The 25,325-nt window shown below is 62.9% G+C and carries 23 protein-coding genes and 1 pseudogene; 4 read left to right on the forward strand and 20 right to left on the reverse strand.

Features of this window, described 5'->3' with window-relative positions; all coding sequences use genetic code 11:
• Positions 1 to 53: 53 nt before the first annotated feature.
• From NKJ20_RS02570 to NKJ20_RS02610, 9 genes are all read right to left on the reverse strand, one after another.
• On the reverse strand, positions 54 to 3,212 hold the full coding sequence (locus NKJ20_RS02570) for an efflux RND transporter permease subunit (RefSeq protein WP_352742398.1): 3,159 nt from the start codon (positions 3,210 to 3,212) through the stop codon (positions 54 to 56).
• Positions 3,209 to 4,456 carry an efflux RND transporter periplasmic adaptor subunit gene (locus tag NKJ20_RS02575; protein ID WP_352450056.1) on the reverse strand — a complete coding sequence of 416 codons (1,248 nt, stop codon included), beginning with the start codon at positions 4,454 to 4,456 and terminating at the stop codon, positions 3,209 to 3,211. The genes NKJ20_RS02570 and NKJ20_RS02575 overlap by 4 nt, the downstream gene beginning before the upstream one ends.
• Before the next feature lie 168 nt (positions 4,457 to 4,624).
• On the reverse strand, positions 4,625 to 5,221 hold the full coding sequence (locus NKJ20_RS02580; RefSeq protein ID WP_352742400.1) for a LysE family translocator: 597 nt from the start codon (positions 5,219 to 5,221) through the stop codon (positions 4,625 to 4,627).
• 60 nt (positions 5,222 to 5,281) lie between these two features.
• Positions 5,282 to 5,854 carry an acetolactate synthase small subunit gene (gene ilvN, locus NKJ20_RS02585; protein ID WP_023676680.1) on the reverse strand — a complete coding sequence of 191 codons (573 nt, stop codon included), beginning with the start codon at positions 5,852 to 5,854 and terminating at the stop codon, positions 5,282 to 5,284.
• Positions 5,855 to 5,920: 66 nt separating this feature from the next.
• On the reverse strand, positions 5,921 to 7,672 hold the full coding sequence (locus tag NKJ20_RS02590) for an acetolactate synthase 3 large subunit (RefSeq protein ID WP_352644617.1): 1,752 nt from the start codon (positions 7,670 to 7,672) through the stop codon (positions 5,921 to 5,923).
• A 352-nt stretch (positions 7,673 to 8,024) separates the two neighbouring features.
• Complete coding sequence (locus tag NKJ20_RS02595; protein ID WP_352680218.1) at positions 8,025 to 9,185, reverse strand: PcfJ domain-containing protein; 1,161 nt, start codon at positions 9,183 to 9,185, stop codon at positions 8,025 to 8,027.
• A 219-nt stretch (positions 9,186 to 9,404) separates the two neighbouring features.
• Positions 9,405 to 9,932, reverse strand: a complete 528-nt coding sequence (locus NKJ20_RS02600; RefSeq protein WP_352644864.1) for a GNAT family N-acetyltransferase — start codon at positions 9,930 to 9,932, stop codon at positions 9,405 to 9,407.
• Between the two features lie 21 nt (positions 9,933 to 9,953).
• Positions 9,954 to 10,265, reverse strand: a complete 312-nt coding sequence (locus tag NKJ20_RS02605; protein ID WP_352742402.1) for a hypothetical protein — start codon at positions 10,263 to 10,265, stop codon at positions 9,954 to 9,956.
• A gap of 1 nt (position 10,266) precedes the next feature.
• Positions 10,267 to 10,833, reverse strand: a complete 567-nt coding sequence (locus NKJ20_RS02610; protein WP_352742404.1) for a helix-turn-helix domain-containing protein — start codon at positions 10,831 to 10,833, stop codon at positions 10,267 to 10,269.
• Between the two features lie 150 nt (positions 10,834 to 10,983).
• On the opposite strand from NKJ20_RS02610, the gene NKJ20_RS02615 reads away from it, so the two are divergent.
• Positions 10,984 to 12,810 carry an ATP-binding protein gene (locus NKJ20_RS02615; protein WP_352742522.1) on the forward strand — a complete coding sequence of 609 codons (1,827 nt, stop codon included), beginning with the start codon at positions 10,984 to 10,986 and terminating at the stop codon, positions 12,808 to 12,810.
• A gap of 36 nt (positions 12,811 to 12,846) precedes the next feature.
• Here NKJ20_RS02615 and NKJ20_RS02620 read toward each other — a convergent pair whose 3' ends face one another.
• From NKJ20_RS02620 to miaA, 3 genes are all read right to left on the reverse strand, one after another.
• A complete protein-coding gene (locus tag NKJ20_RS02620) occupies positions 12,847 to 13,233 on the reverse strand; it encodes an ester cyclase (protein WP_352471649.1) in 387 nt (128 codons plus the stop codon).
• A gap of 132 nt (positions 13,234 to 13,365) precedes the next feature.
• The gene (locus NKJ20_RS02625; protein WP_352471623.1) at positions 13,366 to 14,160 is read right to left on the reverse strand and encodes a GGDEF domain-containing protein; all 795 of its coding nucleotides are present in this window, start codon (positions 14,158 to 14,160) and stop codon (positions 13,366 to 13,368) included.
• Between the two features lie 104 nt (positions 14,161 to 14,264).
• A complete protein-coding gene (gene miaA / locus NKJ20_RS02630) occupies positions 14,265 to 15,233 on the reverse strand; it encodes a tRNA (adenosine(37)-N6)-dimethylallyltransferase MiaA (protein WP_352742524.1) in 969 nt (322 codons plus the stop codon).
• On the opposite strand from miaA, the gene serB reads away from it, so the two are divergent.
• Both serB and NKJ20_RS02640 read left to right on the forward strand, forming a co-directional pair.
• A complete protein-coding gene (gene serB, locus NKJ20_RS02635; protein WP_352450067.1) occupies positions 15,223 to 16,110 on the forward strand; it encodes a phosphoserine phosphatase SerB in 888 nt (295 codons plus the stop codon). The two genes, miaA and serB, sit on opposite strands and share 11 nt — an antisense overlap.
• Positions 16,107 to 16,678: pseudogene (locus tag NKJ20_RS02640) on the forward strand (GNAT family N-acetyltransferase). The gene serB and the pseudogene NKJ20_RS02640 overlap by 4 nt, the downstream one beginning before the upstream one ends.
• Positions 16,679 to 16,725: 47 nt before the next feature.
• Here NKJ20_RS02640 and NKJ20_RS02645 read toward each other — a convergent pair.
• From NKJ20_RS02645 to NKJ20_RS02665, 5 genes are all read right to left on the reverse strand, one after another.
• The gene (locus NKJ20_RS02645) at positions 16,726 to 18,243 is read right to left on the reverse strand and encodes a DegQ family serine endoprotease (protein ID WP_352742406.1); all 1,518 of its coding nucleotides are present in this window, start codon (positions 18,241 to 18,243) and stop codon (positions 16,726 to 16,728) included.
• A 144-nt stretch (positions 18,244 to 18,387) separates the two neighbouring features.
• The gene (gene hflC, locus NKJ20_RS02650) at positions 18,388 to 19,350 is read right to left on the reverse strand and encodes a protease modulator HflC (protein WP_352705116.1); all 963 of its coding nucleotides are present in this window, start codon (positions 19,348 to 19,350) and stop codon (positions 18,388 to 18,390) included.
• Entirely contained in the window at positions 19,350 to 20,444 is a 1,095-nt protein-coding gene (gene hflK, locus NKJ20_RS02655) for an FtsH protease activity modulator HflK (RefSeq protein ID WP_023676693.1), read from the reverse strand. Before hflK ends, hflC begins: the two co-directional genes overlap by 1 nt.
• 161 nt (positions 20,445 to 20,605) lie before the next feature.
• Positions 20,606 to 21,124, reverse strand: coding sequence for a dihydrofolate reductase (locus NKJ20_RS02660; protein ID WP_023676694.1), 519 nt, complete (start codon positions 21,122 to 21,124; stop codon positions 20,606 to 20,608).
• The gene (locus NKJ20_RS02665) at positions 21,124 to 22,134 is read right to left on the reverse strand and encodes a DUF4424 domain-containing protein (protein ID WP_352450070.1); all 1,011 of its coding nucleotides are present in this window, start codon (positions 22,132 to 22,134) and stop codon (positions 21,124 to 21,126) included. The genes NKJ20_RS02660 and NKJ20_RS02665 overlap by 1 nt, the downstream gene beginning before the upstream one ends.
• Positions 22,135 to 22,275: 141 nt before the next feature.
• Here NKJ20_RS02665 and cobF point away from each other — a divergent pair, with 141 nt between their 5' ends.
• Positions 22,276 to 23,049, forward strand: coding sequence for a precorrin-6A synthase (deacetylating) (gene cobF, locus NKJ20_RS02670; protein ID WP_352450071.1), 774 nt, complete (start codon positions 22,276 to 22,278; stop codon positions 23,047 to 23,049).
• Positions 23,050 to 23,082: 33 nt separating this feature from the next.
• Here the strand turns inward: cobF and NKJ20_RS02675 are convergent, their stop codons facing one another.
• The 3 genes from NKJ20_RS02675 to modB form a co-directional block, all read right to left on the reverse strand.
• Positions 23,083 to 23,424 carry a winged helix-turn-helix domain-containing protein gene (locus tag NKJ20_RS02675; RefSeq protein ID WP_023676697.1) on the reverse strand — a complete coding sequence of 114 codons (342 nt, stop codon included), beginning with the start codon at positions 23,422 to 23,424 and terminating at the stop codon, positions 23,083 to 23,085.
• A gap of 81 nt (positions 23,425 to 23,505) precedes the next feature.
• A complete protein-coding gene (modC, locus tag NKJ20_RS02680) occupies positions 23,506 to 24,618 on the reverse strand; it encodes a molybdenum ABC transporter ATP-binding protein (RefSeq protein ID WP_352742409.1) in 1,113 nt (370 codons plus the stop codon).
• The gene (gene modB / locus NKJ20_RS02685; protein WP_023676699.1) at positions 24,615 to 25,319 is read right to left on the reverse strand and encodes a molybdate ABC transporter permease subunit; all 705 of its coding nucleotides are present in this window, start codon (positions 25,317 to 25,319) and stop codon (positions 24,615 to 24,617) included. Before modB ends, modC begins: the two co-directional genes overlap by 4 nt.
• Positions 25,320 to 25,325: the final 6 nt, after the last annotated feature.

A 25,325-nucleotide genomic window follows, 5' to 3' on the forward strand; every position in this document is an offset into this window, starting at 1 on the left:
GTCAAATTACGATCGCGGACCTCCGGCCGCAAGCACCACGGCTTGGGCCAGCGCTATTCGGCTGCCGCCTTCTGCGGCACTGGTTCTTCCTCCTCGTCGAACAGTGACGGCTGGTCGACCGCTTCGACCGGCCTCGGCTCGCCCCGGCGCCGCGCCCACAGCCTGACCAGCCAGCCGGAAAAATGCTCCATGTAGACGTAGATGACGGGCGTGACGAACAGCGTCAGTGCCTGCGAGGCGACAAGACCGCCGACCACGGCCACGCCGAGAGGCTGGCGCAGTTCCGCGCTGGCGCCGGTGCCGAGCGCGATCGGGATGGTACCCATCAGCGCGGCAAGCGTGGTCATCATGATCGGCCGGAAGCGCATCAGGCAGGCCTTGTGGATGGATTCGACGGGCGACATCCCCTCGCGCCTGAGTTCCAGCGCCACGTCGATCATCATGATGCCGTTCTTCTTGACGATGCCGATCAGCATCAGGATGCCGATCACCGCGATCACCGACAGATCCATCCCCGCCAGCCGCAGTGCCACCAGCGCGCCCAGCACCGCCGACGGAAGCCCGGTCAGGATGGTAAGCGGATGGATGAAGCTCTCATAAAGCATGCCGAGCACGATATAGATGGTCAGGATCGCGCCGCCGATCAGCAGCCCCTGGTTGGAAAGCGAATCCTGGAACGTCTTGGCCGTGCCCGAGAAGGCGGTCGAGATCGTCGGCGGCATGCCGATCTTGTCCTTCAGCGCGTTGATGTGGCTCACGCTGTCGCCGAGGGCCACGCCTTGCGGCAGATTGTAGGAGATGGTCACTGCCGGAAGCTGGCCGAGCTGGTTGACGGTCAAAGCACCGGCGGTCCGATCGACGCGGGCGAACGCACCGAGCGGCACCAGGCTGCCGCTCGCCGTTCTCACCTTGATGGCCAGCATCCGCTCGGGCGACCACTCGATCTTCGGATCGAGCTCCATGATCACGTCGTAGCTGTCGGCCGAACCGAAGATGGTCGACACCTGCTGGGTGCCGAAACCGCCATAGAGGCTGGAGCGCAACGTGTCGGTATCGACACCGAGGTTCGCCGCGTTGTCGCGGTCGATCACCAGCGTCGCCTGTAGCGCGTTGTTCTGCAGGTCATTGGTGACGTCGGTGAAGGCGGCATGATCGGCAGCCATCGCGTCCGTCAGCCTTTGCGCCCAGACGTTCGTCAGGCCGGTATCGAGGCCCTGCACGGCAAGCTGGTAGGCACTCGCCGAAGAACGCGCGCCGAGCCGCAGGTTCTGCACCGGTTGCATGTAGGTTTCGATGCCGGGCACATTGGCAAGCTGGCGCCGTAGATCCGAAAGCACCTTGTCGATGTTCGGTCGGTGGTCCTTGTCTTTCAGCTGCACAAACAGCTGGCCCTGGTTGAGCGCATTGTTTCCACTGCCCGCCGACCAGCCGACATGCGCCACGTAGGGCGAATGGGTGAAGACATCCGCCACTTGCCCCTGCAGCTTCACCATCGCGTCAAACGAAATGTCCTGGCGCGCGATGGTCGTCACCGAGACCTGGCCGATATCCTCCTGCGGGAAGAAGCCCTTCGGCGAGATCTGGATCAGCCACGCCGACAGCCCGGCGGTCACGAGGAAGACAAGGCAGACCAGGAAATTGTGGCGCAGACAGAATGTCAGCAACCAGTCATAGCCCCGCATGAAGACGTTTTGTCTATGGTCCTCGCCGTGCGCTGCCTTCTGCTCGGCTTTCGATAATGACAACAGCCGCGAACACAGCATCGGCGTCAGTGTCAGCGAGACGAACATCGACGCCAGGATGGCGACCGTCACCACCACCGCGAATTCGTTGAAGATGCGCCCGATCACGCCGCCCATCAAAAGCACCGGAATGAACACGGCGACCAGCGAGATCGAGATCGAGATGATGGTGAAGCCGATCTCGCGCGCGCCCTTGAGCGACGCCTCGAGGGCCGAGAGCCCGTCCTCCTCCATATGGCGGAAAATATTTTCCAGCATGACGATGGCATCGTCGACGACAAGGCCGACCGCCAATGTCAGCCCCATCAATGAGACGTTGTCGATGGAAAAGCCGAACAGGTACATCACGCCTAGCGTGGCGATGAGCGAAATCGGCACCGCCACAGCCGGGATGACCGTCGCCGTTACCCGGCGCAGGAACAGGAAGATCACCATCACCACCAGCGCGATGGTGAGCAGCAGCGTGAACTGCACGTCATCGACCGCCTCGCGGATCGATGTCGAGCGGTCGTTGAGCAACTGGATGCTCGCCGCTGCCGGCATCTGATCGTCGAAGGAAGGTAGCATCGCCTTGACGCGGTCGACGACGTCGACGGTATTGGCATCCGGCTGGCGCTGCACCGCCATGATGATGGCGCGCGTGCCGTCATACCAGCTTGCCGTCGTCGTGGTCTCGACCGAATCGATGACGCGGGTCACCTCGCCGAGCCGCACCGGATGGCCGTTCTTGGTGGCGATGATGATGTTGGAGAATCCCGCCGCATCGGTCAGCTGCGTGTTCGCGGTGATCGTCAGCTGCTGTTTGTTGTTCTTGAGCACGCCGAGCGGCGTGTTGCTGTTGGCCGAGGCAATGGCCGTCTGCAGCTGGTCGATCGAGATGCCCCGTGCGGCGAGCGCCGTCGGATCGATCTGGACGCGCACGGCATATTTCTGCTGACCGTAGATCGAAACCTGCGCAACGCCATCGATCGTCGACAGCGATGGCGAAATCACATTCTCGGCAAAGGCATCGAGATCGGTCAGCGGAATGGTGTCGCTGACCAGCGACATCAGCAGGATCGGCGCGTCGGCTGGATTGACCTTGCGATAGCTCGGCGGGCTGGTCATCTCCGGCGGCAATTGTCGTTGCGTGCGTGCGATCGCTGCTTGCACGTCGGCCGCGGCGGCGTCTATGTCGCGGTTGAGCACGAACTGAATGGCGATCGAGGTCGAGCCGAGCGAGTTGGTCGTCGAAATCGAATCGATGCCGGCGATGGTGGCAAACTGCTTGATGAGCGGCGTTGCCACCGAGGTCGCCATGGTTTCCGGCGAGGCCCCGGGCAGCGAGGCCGAGACGTTGACCACCGGAAATTCGGCGCTTGGCAGTGCCGCCACCGGCAGGAATTTGTAAGCAAATAGCCCGCCCAGAACCAGAGCGAACGACATGAGCAGCGTGGCGACGGGCCTGCGGATGCAGAATTCGGAAATCATGGCTGTGTTCCGGCTGTCCGGTCAGCCTCGGCAACCTTCGGAGCCGCCTGATCGCCGGTGCCGGTCGAAGCCTTGCCTTCGCGCACCGCCGCGCCGTTCTTCAGTTTGGTCTGACCCTCGACGACGACACGCTCGCCGCTTTTCAATCCTTGGCTAATTGCGGTGTTGGTGCCTTCTGTCAGCGCGACCTGCACGGGCCGCATTTCAACGGTGTTGTCCGGCTTGATCACATAGACGAACGGGCCCTTCTGGCTGGGCTGGACGGCGACCGTCGGAACGGAGGTCATTTGTGGCATGATGCCGGCATCGAGCACGACGTTGACGTATTGGCCCGGCCATAGCGAAAGATCGGCGTTGGGCACACTGGCCCGCGTTGCGATCGTGCCGGACGCCGTGTCTACGCTGGAATCGACGAAATCCAGCGTTCCCTTGCCGATCTGCTTCGGGTCGCCGTCCTTGGTCAGCGTCACCGCACCTTGCTGCGGCGCTGCCAGCGCCTTGTGCAGCAAGGCAAGATCGCTTTCGGGGAGATTGAAGTTCACCTGCAGCGGGTCGACCTGCGTGATCGTCACCAGTGGAGTCGACGTGCTGCTGCCGTTGCTGGTGGTGACGAGATCGCCGACGGCGACGCTGACTGCGCCAAGCCTGCCGGAGATCGGCGCCCTGATCGTGGCGAAGCCAAGCTGGATTTGGTCCGCATCGATCGTTGCCTTGTCGGCGTCGACGGTGGCCGCGGCGGATTTCTGCGCCGCGACGGCCTGATCGTAGGTCTGCTGTGTTCCGGCCTGCCTGGCGACGAGATTTTTGGCGCGCTGAAGATCGGCCGTGGCGCTGGCAAGCAGCGCCTGGTCTTTCGCGAGCGTCGCCTGATCGCGTGCCAGTTGCGCCTTCAACGAGCGATCGTCCAGCGAGAACAGAAGGTCGCCTGCCTTCACCATCTGTCCGTCCTTGACCGCGATTGCGACGATCTGGCTCGAGACCCGTGCGTTGATGCTGACCACGGCAGGAGAGGACACGAAGCCGATGGCATAGCGCCGGACCGGGAAATCGGCCGTCGTAGCGGTGGCGGCAACCACCGAAGTCGTACGCGCGGCATTTGCCGCTGCAGCGGGCTTGTCCGCCGTCGCCGTCTGCTTCGCCGACAGCATCTGCTGAAGACCGCTCATTGCGCTGGGCGAAAGATAGAGCCACGCCGCGGCAACGCAGGCTGCAGCGATCACCGCTAATACGATCTTTCCGCGCATCGACAAAAGACCTCTCGATCCGACACGCCGCTATCCGGTGGCCGTAGTCTAGCTCAACTCGCAGCCTCTTGCCGCGCTTTTGCCAAATAATAGAGGATGCCGAAGGCGAAAAAGGGCCAAAACCCGTCATTACGAAGATTTAATGTGCAGTGCACAATAGAACGGCAGCTAACGCAGCATCGGCCACAGCGTCGCCGCAAGCATCACACCCATGGCGATGTTGAACCATTTGAGCCGCACCGCATCCGCCAGAAAGCCGCGCAGCGCCATGCCGAAACCGGCCCAGGTCGAAATGCTCGGCAGCATGACGACGGCGAACGCGGCCGCGATCAGCACCACCGACACAAACGGGCGTTCCGGATTGGTATAGACGGCCATGGCTGTAATCGCCATCACCCAGGCCTTGGGATTGACCCACTGGAAGACCGCAGCCTCGATGAAGCGCATCGGCTGGCCCTTCGCCTCGCCTTCGCCGCCGAGCGAGCGCGACATGGCGATCTTCCAGGCGAGATAAAGCAAGTAGAGGCCGCCGGCGATCTTCAACCCGGTATGCAGGACCGGAAAGGCCGTCAACACGGCGCCAAGCCCGAAGCCTACGGCAAGCAACAGCACGAGGAAGCCGATGCCGATGCCGAGCATGTGTGGCACGGTTTTGACCAAGCCGAAATTCACGCCCGAGGCCAAAAGCATGAAATTGTTCGGACCCGGCGTGATCGAGGTCACAAAGGCATAGACCATAAGCGCAAGGAATGCGTCGAATGTCATGCCGTTCCCCTAATCAATGCGATCGGTGGCAAAGCGACGAGATAGAGCCAAGCTGGATGACTACATCCCTTGCGGGCCACGGTTCATGGCCGCCACGCCGGTACGGCAGATTTCGACCAGCCCGAGCGGTTTCATGATGGCGATGAACTGATCGAGCTTGGAGCCCTTGCCGGTGATCTCGAAGATGAAATGCTCGGTGTTGGCATCGATGACGCTGGCGCGGAATGCATCGGCGAGCCGGAGCGCCTCGACGCGGGCTTCGCCGGTGCCGGCCACCTTGACCAGCGCGAGTTCCCGCTCCAATGGCCGCTCCTGTCCGAATTCCTGCGACCGCACGGTGAGATCGACGACGCGGTGCACCGGCACGATGCGCTCGAGCTGGTGCTTGATCTGCTCCAGCACGTGCGGCGTGCCGCGCGTCACGATGGTGATGCGCGACAGGTGCTTTTCGTGCTCGGTTTCCGAGACCGTCAGGCTCTCGATGTTGTAGCCGCGTCCGGAAAACAGGCCGATGACCCGCGCAAGCACGCCCGGCTCGTTGTCGACCAGGACCGAAAGCGTGTGGTTCTCTGGTTTTTCCGTCTCCTTGGCGATGAAATAGGCGGAGCCGGTCGGTTGCAACTGTGCGTTCATGACATAAATCTCGATTTCAAACTTTTGCGCTAATCTGCTGTTTCCGCACAGCTTCCTCCAACCAGACTACACCAGTTCCCTGCCCTTGGCGTCGATCGCGTTGGCCACAGCTTCGTCCGTCGCCTCGTCCGGCAACAGCATCTCGTTATGCGCCTTGCCGGACGGGATCATCGGGAAGCAGTTGGCGAGCGTCGCCACGCGGCAGTCGAACAGGACGGGCTTCTTGACCGCTATCATCTCCTTGATGGCGTCGTCGAGCTCGTCCGGCTTGTCGCAGCGAATGCCGTGGCCGCCATAGGCTTCGGCGAGCTTGACGAAATCCGGCATCGCCTCGGTATAGGAGTGCGACAGCCGGTTGCCGTGCAGCAGCTGCTGCCACTGCCGCACCATGCCCATATATTGGTTGTTGAGGATGAAGATCTTGATCGGCGCCTCGTGCTGCACCGCGGCGCTCATCTCCTGCATCGTCATCTGCACCGAGGCGTCGCCGGCGATATCGATGACCAGCGCATCCGGGTGCGCGATCTGCACGCCGAGCGCGGCCGGCAGGCCGTAGCCCATCGTGCCCAGTCCGCCGGAGGTCATCCAGCGGTTCGGCTTCTCGAAATGATAGTGCTGTGCCGCCCACATCTGATGCTGGCCGACCTCGGTGGTGATGTAGGTGTCGAGGTCCTTGGTCAGCGCATAGAGCCGCTGGACGGCATATTGCGGCATGATCACCTCGTGGTTCATCTTGTAGGCGAGCGAATCGCGCGCGCGCCATTTGGCAATCTGCTCCCACCACGGGTGAAGCGCTTTCTTGTCGGCCTTGGCGGTTGCCCGCCACAGCCGCACCAGATCCTCCAGCACACGCCCGACATCGCCGATGATCGGCACGTCGGTGTGGACGTTCTTGTTGATCGACGACGGGTCGATGTCGATGTGGATCTTCTTCGAATTCGGCGAAAACGCCGTCAGCCGCCCGGTGATGCGGTCGTCGAAGCGCGCGCCGATGCAGAGCATGACGTCGCAATCGTGCATCGCCATGTTCGCTTCATACGTGCCGTGCATGCCGAGCATGCCCATCCAGTTCTTGCCCGACGCCGGATAGGCGCCGAGGCCCATCAGCGTCGAGGTGATGGGAAAGCCGGTGAGGTCGACCAGCTCGCGCAGCAAATGGCTCGCCTCCGGGCCGGAATTGATGACGCCGCCGCCCGAATAGATGATCGGCTTCCTGGCGCCGGCCATCAGCTCGACCGCCGCCTTGATCTTTTCCAGATCGCCCTGGACCTTCGGTTGGTAGCTGGTGCGCGGCGCCGTCTGCGGCGGGACATAGATACCCTTGGCGAACTGCACGTCCTTCGGAATGTCGACGACGACCGGACCGGGGCGCCCTGTGGTTGCCACATGGAAGGCCTCGTGGATCGTTGCCGCGAGCTCGTTGACGTCCTTCACCAGCCAGTTGTGCTTGGTGCAGGGCCGCGTGATGCCGACCGTGTCGCACTCCTGGAACGCATCCGAGCCGATCAGCGAAGTCGGCACCTGGCCGGTCAGGCAGACCAGCGGGATCGAATCCATCAGCGCGTCCTGCAATGGCGTCACCGCATTGGTGGCGCCCGGCCCTGAGGTCACCAGCATGACGCCGGCCTTGCCGGTCGAGCGCGCATAGCCTTCCGCCGCATGGCCCGCGCCCTGCTCATGGCGGACGAGGATGTGCTCGACCTCGTCCTGCTGGAAGATTTCATCGTAGATTGGCAGAACCGCGCCGCCCGGATAGCCGAAAACATGCTTGACGCCGTTGTCCTTCAGCGCCTGCACCACCATTTCGGCGCCCGTCATTTCGCTCCTTGGCATTTCAGTTCTTGGCATTTCGCGCCGCTCATTCTGTCCACTGCTCATCGGTCTGGTCCCGTACTGTTCGCCATCTGGCGATTGCTGGTCGTTTAGTCGTATTTCGGGCAATAAAAAAGGCCCCCGAGGGAGCCTGTGTCTTGCGCATGGGAGGTCATCGCCCGGCGGTTACACCGCCTTGCCCACGCGCTTTCCTACGAGAATGAGTGCCTTTTTCATGGTGGCGGACAATAGAATTGGTTTGACGCCGCTGTCAACGGCGAATGTGCACTTGGCCTGACGTCGGCACATCCGCCCATTGTGCACCCGCGCGGCCTTTCCGCCGCGCGGGTCTTCCGTTTCAGGCGCAGAGCACCACACCCCTCGCCTTGGCCCAGCGCTCGATGATCTTGCGCTCCTCGAGCGAGGCGAGACGGTTGCCGAAACCGCGCACCTGCACCGCACGGTTTTGCGGGTCGAGTTCGATCGTCAGCAACCGCTCGATCTTGCCGAGCGCCGAGCGCCGCAGCACCCAGATCGAGGCATTGCCGGCGATGCATTTGGCCGCGTATATCGAGACGCAATGATGCATCGCCCGGCTCTCGGCGACCAGATCCTCGGCTGTCTTCAACTGACGGATGAAGAAACGCTCGCCATGCGCCCTTGCCTCTTTGGTCGACGGCTGCCAGTCCCAGTCGTCGAGGCGCGAGCCGTCCCAGGCGCGACCCTGCGACTGCGTCCCGGCAGTACGCGTGGCCCGCCCGGCAGCGCGGCGGCGCATTGCCTCGATGCGTTCGATCGCGGCAATGTCTCGATGCCATTCCAGCATCTGCCGACGCAGCGAGGCGAGCGTGCGACCCTTCAGGCTGTACGCCGCATCGCGCTGGTGCACGGCGCCGATATAGTCGCATAGATCGTCGATCTCCTCCTTCGACGCGGGCTGCCCGCAGAAGAACCGTGTCACCTCGCGCCAGAAGGCCAGATCGTTACGTGGCGTGCGCGCGATTTTCGACTTGGCAAGTCGGGCCGCCAACCCGGAATCATCCGTGTAGGACCGGGCGATCGCCACCCAAAACGCCTCGTCGAACGTGAAATCGCCGGGCAAGTTCAAGAAGCAATGCACCTCCTTGCGAGACAGCCACGCACAGGCGCCCGCCTTGTAGAGCGAGTCACCACGCGCCACTGCGATATACCAAGCCTTGCGAAGCGCAATCTCGCCGGCATTCAACCCCGAGCTGTCCAGCCAGATCCCCTCGAGCGCGGCTGTAACCGGGTAGCGCGCATAGAGATGACGCGCCGCGGCCAGCCGCAGCCGCGCGGGGTCGCGCGTCTTCAGCTTTGGACGCCACAGCGCGCCGTCGCGGATCGCCATGCCGGCAAAGCCCCGACGTGCCTCGTCGAGCGCCCGCTCGAAATCCGGAGCGGGACGCGGGACGGGAAAAACCCGCCGCAGCGTTACGGCATATGCTTCAATGCGTTCGCGCTCGGCATCCTGCCTGCGCTGGATCATGGACTTTGCCATGGCCGTTCTTCCTGATTGGAACCCTGTCAGCCGCACGCAATTCCAGCGTCGGCACGGAATGTGTCGATCTGGATCGCCGGGTCATTGACAGGTCTCCTTTCAGGACGACGGATCAGAATGGGCGGCTTCTCTAAGCTCGCCGCCAATTTGACGCAAGAGCCATTCTTTCCATGCCCGCGATGGTCTGACGGGTGTTGCAAAGGTGCATCGTTGTCGCCATCACCGTGTCCGGCCGACGCGTTTCCAGTAGATGAGGGTGCCTGTCAGCCCGCCATGCGGCTTCAGCGCATAATCCGGTATTTCGCCGGCCAGCGTGAAGCCGAGCTTTTCATAGAGGCCGGAAGCTCCCTCCTCTTTTGCCGTGTCGAGGACCAACAGCGTGCGGCCTTTCTCCACGGCAACGGCTTCCGCCGCCTCCATCAGGCGGGTTGCGATGCCCTTGCCGCGATAATCGAGGCGGGTCATCAGCTTGGCGATCTCGGCCCGGTGCGGCTGGTTGGGAGGGCAGTCGAGCAGCAAGGTGACGGTGCCGACCAGAGCCTCGCCGTTCCAGGCCCCAAGCACCGCCCTTTCGCCTCTGGCGGCCGCATGAAGCGACCTGTTCCAGAAGGCCGCGGCCATCTCCGGCGCCAGCGGATGCATGAAGCTGACCGAGCCGCCGGCGGCGACTGTCCCGATCAGCAGATCCGCCAGCATTTTTTGCGTTCCGTCAGTCCTGGTGAGTGGCCTGATTTCGATCGAACTCATGTGGTTCCCCTGCGCCGTCCGTCAATCGAAATGACTGATCCGCTTCCGCTTCCTGGCCCGCCGGATTTCCGCGATGCGATCGGCGTCTTCCTCTTGCAGATGTCGCCCGCGTTCCAGCAGTTCGAGCATGTATTCCTCATAGGTCAGGCCCAGCCGCTCGGCCTTGTGCAGCCGCATCAGCATGATCTCGCGGCTCGGCGCTTTCCATGCCTGTGCATGGGCGGTGCGCCAGGCAAGAAAGACATAGGGGTCGCCCTTGCCCCAGGGCGGACCGTCATAGTCGTCGAGCGGCGGACCGCCATTGTCGGAGCGTTTTGGACGGCGCGCCTTCACCTCAGCTCCTGGCCAACGCAACCAGATAGTCGGCGGCGTCCGGCCCCGGAGCGTGAAAGACGCAATCGGATGGCGCGCCGAGCGCCAGGCAGTCGCCCGGTTCGAGCCGGTGAACGATGTCCCCCTCGGTGAATTCCAGCTCCCCGGAGATCAGCCATATCTGTTGGCTGATGAAGGCATAGGACGCCGCCGGGAAACTTACCTTGGCGCCGGCCGGCAACTGGATCCGGATCAGTTCGAGGGGTATGTCGGAGACCGGCGAAAGATGCCGACGCACATAACCCGTAGCCGGATCGCGCCAGAGCGGCTGGTCACGTTCGCGAAGCAGGCCACCGCCCTGCAATTCCGCCCTTGCGATCAATGTGGACAGCGTCATGCCGAAGGCGGCCGCAATGCGCACAAGGAGTGCCGCCGTCGGGCTGGTCATGCCGCGTTCTACCGTGCTCAGCATGGCTTTCGAAACATCGGACCGCTCCGCCAGCTCTGCCAGGGACCAGCCTCGAGCCACTCTTTCGGCATGTATTCTTCTGCCGATGGTCGAGGAGATGTCGTTCGCTATATCATCCATTAATCCAATATATCGACATTTTTCTACGGAGCAACGGCCGTTTCGTCCAGTTTTCGCAAACTCCTTAATGTCCGCTAAACCATCCGGCCTCATCCCACCTTAACCCCGTTCGCCTAGACTCATCGCTTGGGAAAAGGGATCGGCGTGTCCATGCTCGTTGAACGCGAAGCCTCCATTGGGGAACCGACTTTGCTGGAGCGCCGCAGGGCGGAGCAGAACGACAAGCGCATTCTGGGCAATGTCGTGCAATGCGACGGCGCGCGCGCCACCATCAGCGCCTATGCCGACGATATCGAAGGCACGGTCACCGGCCTGTGGAGCGTCGGCAAGATGATCTCGATCAATCTCGGTACATCACGAACCGTCGGCCTGGTCTATGAAATCGGCAAGTCGGATCGTGCCTGGAGCAGCGAGGGCCAGAATCCGATCGAGGTCAGCATCGAATTGATCGGCGAGGTGCGCGACGGTGCCGAACCCGGCGCGAAGCCGATCTTCGACCGTGGCATCACAACCTACCCGCATATCGGCGCCATTGCCCATCGTATCCGCAGCCGCGACCTGCAGGCCGTCTACGATCTCGCCGGTCGTCATTCGATCACCATCGGCACGCTGTCGCAGGACGAGGCCATCGCCGCCAATATCGCCATCGACGATACGCTGGCGCGCCATTTCGCCATTGTCGGCACCACCGGGGTTGGCAAATCGACCGCCGTGTCGCTGCTCTTGCGCAAATCGATCGCCGCCCGGCCCGACCTGCGCGTGCTCATCCTCGATCCACACAACGAGTTCGCCGCGTCGTTGCCCGAATATTGCGTCAGGGTCGATTCGACGACGCTCGACCTGCCCTTCTGGATGTTCAAGCTCGAGGAATTTGCCGAGGTGCTGTTTCGCGGCCGCGAGACGGTTCCGGAAGAGGTCGACGCCTTGCGCGATCTCATTCCCGCGGCCAAGAACCTCTACCGCAATCCGAACTCCGGCAACTATCTACGGCGCAGCACCGATGTGCTGACCGCCGACGCGCCGGTGCCCTATCGCATTGCCGACCTCATCAAGCTGGTCGACGAACGCATGGGATTGCTGGAAAGCAAGAACGATCGCCCGACCCTCAGGTCACTGAAGACACGTATCGAATCGGCGGCATCCGATCCGCGCTACCGTTTCATGTTCAACTCGCGCCTGATCGAGGACACCATCCACGAGACGATCGGCAACATCTTCCGCGTGCCGCATCACGGCCGCCCTGTGACCTGCTTCGAAATGGCCGGCATGCCGTCCGAGGTGGTCAATTCCGTATGCTCGGTGCTGGCGCGGCTGGCCTTCGACCTGGCGTTGTGGAGCGAAGGCCGCCTGCGGCTGCTCTTCCTGTGCGAGGAAGCGCATCGCTATATGCCGGCCGATCCGCGCCTCGGTTTCGCGCCGACGCGGCACGCGCTGTCGCGCATCGCCAAGGAAGGCCGCAAATATGGCTGTTATCTCGGCGTCGTCACCCAGCGCCCGGGCGAACTCGACCCGACCATCCTGTCGCAGTGCTCGACGTTCTTTGCCATGCGGCTCGCCAACGAGCAGGACCAGGCGATCATCCGCTCGGCGATCGCCGACTCCTCGGCTTCGACGCTGGCGTTCCTGTCTTCCATGGGCCAGCGCGAGGCCATTGCCTTCGGGGAAGGCGTGGCGACGACGATGCGGATGAAGTTCGAAAAGCTCTCCGAGGATTTGATCCCCGGCACCGCCAAGCGCGCAGACGCCTTGCGGTCCGAAACCGGCGACGAGGTCGACCTCGTGGCGATCGTCGAACGGCTGCGCAACGTGCCGAAATCACAGCAGGCAATGCCTTTCGCGGAAGTCGTCGATCCGGGCCGGCAGTCCGGCGATTCGGACTATCGCAAGCCGTCGGCCGCACGCACCCAGCGAAACGACGATTTCGACTTGCGCTACGGCCTCAAGCCGGCGACCTTCGGCCTGCGCCCCCCAGAATGATTGAGCCGAGCGACTTTTAGGCAGCGCTCGCAGATATCAAAGCTGAGTTTCGATGGCTGTCTTGTCTATAACTGACCACACTTGGCGAATTTTCCCTCTCTGAAACTCATAGAATACGTTCTCGGCAAACGAAATTCTCTTCCCGCTTACATCGAGCCCAAGGAACGTTCCCCTTGGCGCGCAGTCGAAGCTTAGCCGGCTCGCTATATAAGGCGGATCGGCAACCAATAGCTGAATGTCGAAGTAAAGGTCCGGAATTTCGTCGAAGTCTCTCACCAACATTTCGAGATAGCCGGACAATCCGAGCTTGCGACCGTTGTGGGTCACTTCATCATGAACAAACCGCCCCAGATTTGGCCAATCCTGCTTGTTCAGGCATGCAATATAGCCTCGGTAAAGACCGGAGAGATCGGATTTAGTCACGGCAACACCTCTATTTCCGGCAAGCCCCGCAAAGGCAGCATCTCGGCTTGACTGGGTGACGTCGGTCTGCGTGCACCGGAAACGCAGAAAACGATACCAGACGGCCGGCATCACGAATTCAATGACGGAATTTCAGGCACAGACGCGGTTGCGCCCTTGCCTCTTCGCCTCATAGAGCTGGCGATCGGCGCGGCGATAGAACTCCTCGGCGGTTTCCTTGCGATCCCAGACGGCAAGCCCGACGCTGGTGGTGATTTTCAGTCGGACATTGCCCGTCAGCACCGCCATGTTGGCGATCGCCTTGCGGATGCGCTCCGCGAATTTGGATAGCAGCTCGGCGTCCATATTGGGCGTGACCACCGCGAACTCCTCGCCGCCCAGGCGCGCCACCACGTCGTGATAGCGTGTCATGTCCTTGAGACAGTTGGCGACCGCCCGCAACACCTCGTCGCCGACATCGTGGCCGTGGCTGTCGTTGACCTGCTTGAAATGGTCGAGGTCGAGGATCATCAGCCCTACTGGTTTCTCGATGCGACGGAACTCTTCGAGATATTCCTTCAGCGCATCGTCGAAATAACGCCGGTTCTGCATGCCGGTGAGGCTGTCGGTGAGCGCCGCATGCTCTAGCGTCTCCGAACGCGCGCTGAGCGAAACGGTCATGGCGCGCAGCTTGCCTTCTTCCGTCGCCTGCTTTCGGATCAGCGGGTAGATGAAGAAAATGCCGAAGAACAGCGCAGTCGCCAGCAGCACGCCCGTCGCAAACAGCAGCTTGTTGAGATAGACGATTTCATCGAGTTCCGAAGGCGTATTGCTAATGTCGGCGGCCAGGGTTTGCAGGAGCCCATAGGCGTAAAGCGTCACCAGGCCGGCGGCCAGGATCACAAAAATAAAGACGAAAAAGGCTGATTCCGCCTTGTGGAAACGCATCTGCTCCCCGTTGGAAAGTTCGTAACGATCTTATGGCATGCGGGAACTTACGGACAGTTAACCTGGACAACTTCAACGCGAAATGTCCCCTCGGTGTCGACTTTTCAGGTTGCGCTCGAAGGAGGGAGTGAGAGCATCGAGTCGATCCCCTCACCAGGACGCAATCTCTGCCATTCCGGGCCCAATTGGTGCCTGAACCAGGTCGCCTGCCGTTTGGCATATTGCCGCGTCGCGATTTTCGCGCGCTCGATGGCCTCGGGAAAACTGAAGGCGCCGGCCAGCGCGGCCTGAAGCTCGCGAACACCGATTGCTTTCATCGCCGGCAGGTCGGGATCGAGGCCGAGCGCTGAAAGCTGTTTCACCTCGTCCAGTGCCCCCTTGTCCAGCATGCGGTCGAAGCGAGCATCGATCCGCTCCACCAGCGCCGCTCGCTCCGGCTCGATGACGAAAAAGCGCGCGCTGCTCCTGTCGATCGACGGCCGGCCACGCGCGGCCTGCCAGTCCAGGATGGAACGCCCCGACGCGTCGAGCACCTCCAGCGCCCGCACGATGCGCTGGCCATCCGTCGGCTTCAGCATCATGCCGGCCGCAGAATCCTCGCGCAACAGGATGCGGTGCAATCTCACTGCGCCCTGTTCCTGGAGCTCGTAACGCCAGCGATCGCGGATCGACTTCGGAATGTCGGGCATCTCCGAGATACCTTCCGTGAGCGCCCGGAAATAAAGCCCGGTACCGCCGACGAAAATCACTGGCCGCTCCGAGAGCGTGCCGTCGTCGATCAGCTTCGTGACATCACGCAACCAGGCGCCGGTGGAATAGGCGGTGGACGGATCGACGTGTCCATAAAGAAAGTGGGGGACGCGGGCGAGTTCGGCAGGACCAGGCCGCGCCGTCAGCACGTCGAGCACCGAATAGCCTTGCATGGAATCGGTGTTGACGATGACACCGCCATTGCGCTCGGCGAGGTCGAGTGCGAGCGCCGACTTGCCGCTGGCGGTCGGCCCGGCTATCAGGATCGCGTTCTTCACGCGGCCTTCGCCCGCCTGTCCGCTGGAATTTTCGATGCCGCTGATCGCCACGCTTCTATCCCATCCCGCCGGCCGCGCATTGACGCCGACGCTAGCGAATATGGCCTCGCGGTCGGTCGGCGCAAGCGCTGTTCGCTGGCTGGCCGAAGGCATTGCCTGCGAACTCGACTTGCCGGAGACCGCCGACGCTTCCGAAATAACGGCGCGCCTGCAGGCCGCGCTTGCTTCCGAACCGATCGACGTGGCCGTCCAGCCGGCTGAGAACAGGCGCAAGAAGATCCTGATCGCCGACATGGATTCGACGATGATCGACCAGGAATGCATCGACGAGCTTGCCGACGAGATCGGCGTCAAGGATCGCGTCGCCGCCATCACGGCGCTATCCATGAACGGCGAGATCGCATTCGAGCCGGCCTTGCGCGAGCGCGTGGCGCTGCTCAAGGGTCTCGATGCCGCAATCATCGACCGCATCATCGACAATCGCCTGACGCTAGCCTCCGGCGGCCGCACGCTCGTCCAGACAATGGCGGCCAATGGCGCCTGGACGGCGCTGATCTCCGGTGGTTTCGACATCTTCACCACCCGCATCGCAGCATTGCTCGGCTTTCACGAAAATCGCGCCAACCGCCTGATCGAGCAGGATCGCCGCTTCACCGGCTTGGTCGCCGAACCGATCCTCGGCCGCGCCGCCAAGGCCGAAGCCCTTATCGAGATTTCCGCCCGCCTCGGCCTGACGCCTGCCGATGCCATTGCCGTCGGCGACGGCGCCAACGATCTCGACATGATCCGTCTTGCCGGCATCGGCGTCGCCTTGCATGCCAAGCCGGCCGTGGCAGCCGAGGCAAAGATCCGCATCGACCACGGCGACCTCACCGCCTTGCTTTATCTGCAGGGTTATCGCCGGGAGGAATTTGTCGAATGACGCCGATCCGCACCGAGCGCCTGATCCTGCGCAACTGGGGAGATCGTCACCGCGAGCTCTTCCATCGCATCAATTCCGACGAGTTGGTCATGGAATTCTTTCCGTTTCGGCGCGACCGTGCCCAGTCGGACGCCAAGATGGAGGAGTTGCGCGCGGCTATCGATCGCGACGGCTTCGGCTTCGCGGCCGCTGAGATCGCAGCCACAGGTGAATGCATCGGCTTCGTCGGCATAACCCGAACCGATCATTTGCCATTCCTGCCGCCCGGCACGATCGAGATCGGCTGGCGGCTGGCACCCGAATTCTGGGGCCGCGGCTATGTCACCGAAGCAGCCGAAGCCTGGCTCACCTATGGCTTTGAAAGACTTGGCCTCGACGAAATCGTGTCCTTCGCAGTCGAGGATAACAGCCGGTCCACTGCCGTCATGGAGCGCCTGGGCATGATCGCCGAGCCGCCTCCGACTTCGACCATCCCGGTGTTCCGGACAGCCACACCGCACTCAGGCGACATGTTTTCTACAGGCTGCCGCGCACAGACTGGCAGGCAAGAAAAAGGGCGGCCCGCTAGCCGCCCTTTTTCGTTTCAACATCAGTGTGTTGCAGGCTCTTCCGGACTCAATCCATCCGGATTGTCACAAACCTCAGCTCGCCTGTCTTCGACGCCAGCATCAAAAGCGCGTTCTTGCGCCCCTGCTCCTTCAGCGCGCCGATCCGGTCCATGACGTCCTTGGGCGTGGCGACCGATTCCTGCGCGATCTCGGTGATCACCTCGCCCGGCTGGATGCCGCGTTCGGCTGCCGCCGAATCCTTGGCGACGTCGGTCACGACGACGCCGGAGACATCGGTGGCAATGCCGAATTTCGTGCGCGTCTCGTCGTTGAGCTCGCCGATCGTCATGCCGAGCACGGCAGCCGTCGAAACCGCAGGCGCCTTGTCGGCATCGTCCTGGTCGGTGTTGCCGTTTTCACCGCCGCTGGCAAGCTTTTCGCCGTCCTCGAGCCGGCCGAGCGTCACCTTGACGGTCTGCTCGACCCCTTTGCGCACGATGATCACGTCGACCGCCTTGCCGACCGGGCTCTCCGCCACGACGCGCGGCAGGTCACGCATTTCATGGATGTCCTTGCCGTCGAATTTGATGATGACGTCGCCGGCCTGGATTGTGCCGTTGTCAACCGGCCCGCCCTTGATGACGCCGGCGACCAGCGCGCCCTTGGCGGTCGCCATGCCCAGGCTTTCGGCAATGTCGTCGGTCACCGGCTGGATGCGCACGCCGAGCCAGCCGCGCCGCGTCTCGCCGAACTGGCGAAGCTGGTCGACGACGCCCGAGGCAAGCTGCGACGGGATCGAGAAGCCGATGCCGATCGAGCCGCCCGATGGCGAGATGATTGCCGTGTTGATGCCGATGACCTCGCCGCTGCTGTTGAACAGCGGTCCGCCGGAATTGCCGCGGTTGATCGCGGCATCGGTCTGGATGAAGTCGTCATACGGGCCGGAATTGATGTCGCGATTGCGTGCCGAGACGATGCCGACCGTCACCGTGCCGCCGAGACCGAACGGATTGCCGATCGCCATCACCCAGTCGCCGACACGCATCGTGTTGGAATCGCCGAACTTCACCGCCGTCAGCTTGTGCCCTTTCGGATCGACCTTCAGCACCGCGACATCGGTCTTGGTGTCGGTGCCGACCAGCGTCGCCTTGAGCGTCACCCCATCGGAGAAATTCACCTCGATGTCGTCGGCATCGGCAATGACGTGGTTGTTGGTCACCACGATGCCCTGCTCGGCGTCGACCACGAAGCCGGAGCCCAGCGACTGCACCTTTTGCCCGCCGCCGCCCTTGTCGCCGCCACGGTTCTTGAAGAAATCGTCGAAGAAGTCCTGGAAGGGCGAGCCCTCCGGCAGCTGCGGCATCGGCACTGCGCCCGGCCCCTCAGTGCCTTTAACAGTCTGCGACGTCGAGATGTTGACCACGGCGCCAAGCAGGCCGGCGGCGAGATCGGCAACCGAGGGCGGCCCGTCGGCTGCCATCGTCGGCGCCACGAACGACGGAACGGCAACGGCGCCGACCAGAAGCGCAGCGGCCCCGGCGATGAACGTCCGCCTCGCTGCACGCAGAAGGATGGTGGATGTCATCGAAAGGCCTCCGGGTGTTCTGAAAAAAACCGCTTCGGCAAAAATGCCGGTCCGCGTCATGTTGGCAAGAAATAAGGCACGTTTGCGGCTATGGCTACCGCCAGAGGATAAATCCTCCGTTACGCCGGCGCCCCTGCACCGGCCCTATTGGCCGGTGCCTGGCTGTGCCGCCGGTGCGGCGGGAGCGGTAGGTGCTGGCGCTGGTGCCGCCGGTGCCACAGGCGTTTCCTTGCTGTTCGGGTCGCGGAAGAAGCGGAAGAACTCGGAATTCGGCGACAGCACCATCGTCGTTCCGGCGCTGTTCAGCGCCGTGCCATAGGCATTCATCGACCGATAGAAATCGAAGAAGGCCGGATCGCGCAGATAGGCCCCGGCAAACGTGGCACTGCGCTGGGCTTCACCTTCACCGCGCAGGATTTCAGACTCTTTTTGCGCTTCGGCGACGATTTCGACCACTTCGCGGTCGGCGCGAGCCCTGATCCGCTGCGCTGCCTCATTGCCTCGCGCCCTCAGCCGCTCGGCTTCGGCGAGACGTTCGGCCTTCATGCGGTCGAAGGTCTGCTGCGAGACTTCGGCCGTGAGATCGGTGCGGCGGATGCGGACATCCTCGATCTGCAGGCCAAGCGAGGTGGCATCAGGCCTCAGCTGATCGCGCACCTCGCGCATCATCACGGCGCGCTCTTCCGAGAGTGCCGCCTCGAAGTCGCGCAGGCCGTAGACGCGGCGCAAGGCGGCGTCGAGACGCGTCCTCAGCCGGGCCTCGGCCAGTTCGATCTGGCCGGAAACCGCGGCGCGGAACACACGCGGATCCGAGATACGATAGGCGATAAAGGCATCGACCTCATAGAACTTGCCGCCCGAAACCTGGACGCGGATGTTGTCGAGGTCGAAGCGCAGCACCCTGTTTTCGATCAGCTGCACGGTGTCGGCATCGAAGAAGGAGAATGGCGCCTTGAAATAGATGCCCGGCTGGTTCTTGACGTCGACGATTTCGCCGAACCTGAGCACCAGCGCCTGCTGGCGCGCATTGACGACGAAGACCGACGAATAGAGCAGGAACAGGATGACCGCGGCGATGACCGCAATGACGGGAAGACGGTTGGCCATCACTGGTTTCCTCCGGTGGCCGGTGCCGGCGCCTTCTGCTGCAATGCCGGCAGCGGCAGGTAGGGAACGACCCCTTGCCCGTTGCCTTGCTCGACGATGACCTTGCTCGAATCCTTCAGCACCCGCTCCATCGTTTCCAGGTAGAGTCGCTTGCGCGTCACCTCCGGCGCCTTGGCATATTCGTCATAAACCGAGATGAAGCGCTGCGCCTCGCCTTCGGCCTCCTGCACGACCCGGTTTTTGTAGGCGGCCGCGTCTTCGCGGATCTGTGCGGCCGCACCGCGCGCCTGGCCGAGCTTCTGATTGGAATACTGATTGGCCTGCTCGACGAACTTGTCCTCGTCCTGCTCGGCGCGCTGCACCTCGTCGAACGCGTCTGCCACCTCGCGCGGTGGCGCGGCGTCCTCGATCGAAATGGCGTTGACGTTGAGGCCGGCCTTGTAACCGTCCAGCGTCGTCTGGATGATCTCACGCACCGACGCCGCGATGCCTTGCCGGTCGTCGCGGAAAATGTCTTGCGCCGGGCGCCGGCCGACCGCTTCGCGCATCGCGCTTTCGGCGACCTGCTGCAGCATGCCGTCCGGGTCGGACACATCGAACAGATAGGCCTTAGGGTCGGAGACCTGATAGGCCACAGAGAACTGCACATTGACGATGTTCTGGTCGCCGGAAAGCATCAGGCCATTGCCGCTGGAACTGCCGCCGCCGATACTGACAAGCTGCTCGGCGATGTTGGCGGTCTCGACCGTTTCGATGGGCCACCAATGGAAATGCAGGCCAGGCTGCGACAGCTCCGCCTTCGGCTTGCCGAACCTGAGTTCCACCGCAACTTCGTCGGGCTGCACGGTGTAGACCGCCTTGAACGCCCATAGCACCACCAGCGCCGCGGCAATCAGCCCGAACACGGCAGGGCTCGCGCCACCGCCGCCCGGCAGCGCGCGCCGCAACCTGTCCTGCCCGCGCCGGATGATATCCTCGAGATCGGGAGGCGAGCCCTGCGGGCCGCTGGGTCCTTTTGGTCCCTGACCCCAAGGCCCCTGATTGTTGCCGCCGCCCCACGGGCCGCCGCCGCCGCTCTTGTCGTTCCAGGGCATAAATGTCCTTTCGCTTGGAATTCCCTCAAGCGCCGGCTCACCGGCGCAAAATCCAATATTATTCTTCTATAGGGATGCAACGGCACGCTTTCAACGCGATCGGCTGCCGCCACTGTCCGCTTTTGGGTCCATCTAGACCTGTCGCGACCCCTTTGTCGCCTTCAATGCACGTCGCGCCGCCGCTCGTAAACCGAATAGCGTGTCGCATGGCTGTCCTTTTCGCCAGCCTCCACCTCCTGCGAGCGGACGATCCGCCACAGCGCCGGATCGATCGGCGGGAAATGGGCATCGCCGTCGACCGCGGCCAGAACATGGGTCACGTGCAGCCGATCGGCCAACGGCAGCGCCTGAGCGTAGATCTCGCCGCCGCCGATGACGCAGATCTCGTCGGCGCCGGCCATGCAGCGCCCGCGCACCGTCGCCAGCGCGATTGCGTCCTCGATCGAGTGCGCGACTTCGACGCCCTCGGCGCGCCATGCCCTGTCTCGTGTCACCACGATATTGAGCCTGCCCGGCAATGGGCGGCCGATGCCTTCATAGGTCTTGCGGCCCATGATGATGGGCTTGCCCATCGTATCGGCTTTGAACCGCTTGAGATCGGTGGACAGCCGCCACGGCAACCCACCCTCGCGCCCGATCACGCCGTTCTCGGCGATGGCGACATAAATCGCGAGGTCCATCAGCCGCCGTTTCCGCCATCGGATGGCTCCAGCAGCAATATGTCGATGTCGTGCTCGGGGTAGAAGTTCTGCGCCTTCATCTCGAACGTCGTCGGTCCGACCTTCCTGACGTTTTCGCCGCAAAACGAGACCAGGTTCTTCGCATCGCCCTTGTCGACGGTCAGCTTGAACGTGCCGATGTTTCCCGACGCCCAGTTGCCACCCGTGGTCAGGATATAGGCGATGCGGTTCTCGAAATATTTGGGGTAGCCGTCGGGATCGTCCTTGGCTGCCTTGCGCACGGCATTCTCGAAGGCATCGTCCATGCAGTAGCGTGTCTTGTAGGCGGCATACTGAGCCTGGAACTGGCCGTCATAGAAGAAGCTGACCGAGGAGGTGCCGCCGACGCTCGGCTTGTAGCGATGCGAGACATGGACCGCCTTGTTGGCCGGAAACGTCGAGCGCCACCAATAGGTCGAGCGCAATTGCCAGAACGGCGTATAGACGGTCTTCATGCCCGAACCGTCGTCGGCAGTGTCCTCGATGATGATGCCGCGGTTGACCCAGTCGTCGGCGACCGCTTGCGGCAGCTTTGCCAGCGCTGCCTTGGCCGCATCGCCGAACGGATAGAACGGCACGCCCTGCGCCTTCAGGTCAGCGCCGATGTCGATGCCGAGCGCGAACACCTTCTGCTCGAGCTGCGGCTTTGCCGGCACCCCGTCGATCGTCACTTCGAAGCCGAGGAAATTGTCGCTCTGCGCCTCCGGAATCGCCGGTATTTCTTCGGGGTCGCCTTCGATGTCGGGCATCGGAAAGGCGACGATCGCATCGACATCCTTGTCGGTGTTGTTGCGGAAGACGTAACCGACCATCACTTTTTCCGGCGAGATGTAGAGATCCTCGCTTTCCATCGCCACCGCATCGCTGCGCGAAAGGATCAGCCCACCGGTGCCGAGTTCGGCGACCGAATCATTGGCGAGCGCAGGCGTAGCCGAGAGCGCCAAGGCTGCGGTCAGGACGTAACGGAACATGGAAACTCCCCCGGCGAGAATGCCAACATGACTCTAGCTGTTCAATGTGGCGTTTCAAAGCCTTTCGGCAAATGCGCCGGCGCCTGCCGGCATGTCGTGTCGGTCTGGACACGCCGGTCCCGATCGGGCAGGAGTTCGCCCATGCGCAAGCTTCTCGTCATCGGCATCGGCGCCGGCAATCCGGAACACATGACAGTCCAGGCCATTAACGGTCTCAATCGGGCCGACGTGCTGTTCATTCCTGACAAGGGCGCCAAGAAGAACGATCTCGCCGAATTGCGCCGCCAGATCTGCGACCGCTTCGTCATTAATCCGAACTCGCGCCGTGTCGAATTCGACGTGCCGGTGCGCGCCGAGCCGGCGCCTTCCTACCGCTCGACCGTCGACGACTGGCACGAGGCGATCGCCGCGATCTACGAAGGCCTGATCCGCGACGAACTCCCTGAAGATGGCTGCGGCGCCTTCCTGATCTGGGGCGATCCGTCGCTCTACGACAGTGCGCTGCGCATCCTCGAGCGCGTGCGCCTCAGAGGCAATATAGCGTTCGAGTTGGAGGTCATCCCTGGCATCACCGCCATCCAGGCACTCGCAGCCAGCCACAAAATGGCATTGAACCGGATCGGCGACGCCATTTTGATCACCACCGGCCGCCGGCTCGCCGAGGAAGGTCTGCCCGAAAACGCCGGCAGCACCATCGTCATGCTGGACGGCAAATGCGCCTTCAACACGCTGGACGACAACGACGTCACCGTCCACTGGGGCGCCTATCTCGGGACGCCCGACGAGATCGTCATCTCGGGCCGGATTGGCGACGTCGGCGACAAGATCGTGAGCACCCGTGAGCAGGCCCGCCGGAAAAAAGGCTGGATCATGGACACCTATCTGCTGCGCAAGCCGGGCGAGCCTAAGAAGTAACAGGGATCACACGCGGCATGAATTCCGCCGGCGTCACGCTGCGTCGATCTCGGCCTGCAGCGCCTCCATATGCGCCGCCGCTGCTGAAGACGCAGCCCGCTCGATCGCGCGGAAGCGGCTGACCACAGCAAGCCCGACCGACGTCAACTGGGCGCCACCGCCTTTTTTGCCGCCCGTCTGTGCCGCAACCAGCGGCTTGCCGAACACCCGGTTCATGTCCTCGACTAGGTCCCAGGCGTGCTTGTAGGACATCTCCATGCCGCGCGCCGCGGCCGAAATCGAGCCGAAGGCGGCGATCTGTTCCAGAAGCTCGATCTTGCCCGGTCCGATGCGGCCATCTGGATCGAGATTTATCCGCAAACTCAGCGACGGCATTTGCTCCTCCGCGGTCACGCCATTCTACAGGTTCTGCAGCGATACCGCTATTCCAAAACGATATAGCGAATCATCGGCCGTTCACTCATCCGCCTCGGCGGGCAGGCCGGCGCCGGTATTCGCCTGGTCGAAGCTCACCGTCTTGACCACGGCGAAGACCTGTCGACCAAGCCGAAGCCCCAGTGTCTGCCGCGACTGTTCGGTGATGCGGGCAAGCACGGTTGCGCCATTGCAGTCGAGGCCAATCTCGACCGTAGGCCCTTCGCCCGGCTCTATCGCCACGATCGTGCCCGGCAATATGTTGAGCGCGCTGAGGCCAACCGGCTGCTCGGTGGCGATCATCACGTCGCGGGCACGGATGCGGACGCGCACCGGCGCACCGACTGGCGTTGCCAGAAGCGGCACCCGGATCTCGCCCGCCAATGAGCCTAGCACCGTCATGCCAAAGGCTTCGTCGTGGCCCAGAACCGCGGTATCCAGCACGGCACCGCCCTCGCCGCGCTCTTCGGCCGGCAATAGATCCAGACGCTGCATGATCGCTCCGGTCGGACCGGAAGCGGCGACCTTTCCTTGCATCAGCACCACGACGTCGCTCGCCAGCCGCGCCACTTCGGCGATCGAGTGGCTGACATAGACGATCGGGATTTTCGTCTCGTCGCGCAGCCGCTCGATGTAAGGCAAGATCTCGGCCTTGCGCCCCTCGTCGAGCGAAGCCAGCGGCTCGTCCATCAGCAGCAATTTCGGACTGGCAAGCAGCGCCCTGCCGATTGCCACACGCTGCTTCTCGCCACCAGAGAGCTTTGCCGGCCGCCGGTCGAGCAAATGGCCGATCCCGAGCAGTTCGACCACGCCATTGATATCCGCGTAACGCTCAGCAGCCGGCGTGAACCAGCGGCCATAGCGCAGATTGCTCGCCACGCTCATATGCGGAAACAGCCGCGCATCCTGGAACACCATGCCGATCCGCCGTTTGTGCTTCGGCACGAACAGACCGGCATCGCTATCGACCAGCACGCGGCCCTCGGCCGCGATACGACCTTTGTCGGGGCGGATCAGCCCGGCAATCAAATTGATTAGCGTCGTCTTTCCGGAGCCGGAAGGCCCGAACAGCGCAGTCAGCCGCCCGGCGCTTTCGAAGCGGGCATTGACGGTGAAACCGCCAAGCCGGTGGCTGATGTCGACCTGAACCGTCATTCGATGTCCATCCGCCGGCCGACGCGCCGCGCCAGCACTTCCGAGGCAACAAGTGCCGCCATCGAGATGACGATCGAGATCAGCGTCAGCCTGAGCGCGCCGGCGTCGCCGCCGGGAACCTGCGTGAAAGTGTAGATCGCCGACGGTAGCGTCTGCGTCTCGTTCGGAATGTTGGAGACAAAGGTGATCGTCGCGCCGAATTCGCCCATCGCCTTGGCGAAGGAGAGGATCGCACCGGCGATCAGCCCGGGCAGGATCAGCGGCAGCGTGATCGTGCCAAATACCCATAGCGGATTGGCGCCGAGCGTGCCGGCGGCCGCCTCGATTTTGCGGTCGACGGCCTCGATCGACAGCCGGATGGCCCGCACCATCAGCGGAAAGCCCATCACGCCGCAGGCGAGCGCGGCGCCAGTCCAGCGGAAGGAAAAAACGATGCCGAAATGTTCGGCCAGGAAAGCGCCGGCCGGACCACGCTTGCCGAAAGTCAAAAGCAGCAAATAGCCGGTCACCACCGGCGGCAGGATCAGCGGCAGATGCACCAGGCCATTGAGCAGCGTCTTGCCCCAGAACTGGCCGCGGGCAAGCACAAGAGCGATCAGAATGCCCGGCGGCAGGCTGGCAATCATCGCCACGGTCGCCACCTTGATCGACAGCCGGACCGCATTCCATTCGTCGGGAGCGAGATCCAGCAGCCAGTTCATGTGCGG

The sequence above is a fragment of the Mesorhizobium sp. M0185 genome (assembly GCF_040322175.1).
GTDB lineage: Bacteria > Pseudomonadota > Alphaproteobacteria > Rhizobiales > Rhizobiaceae > Mesorhizobium.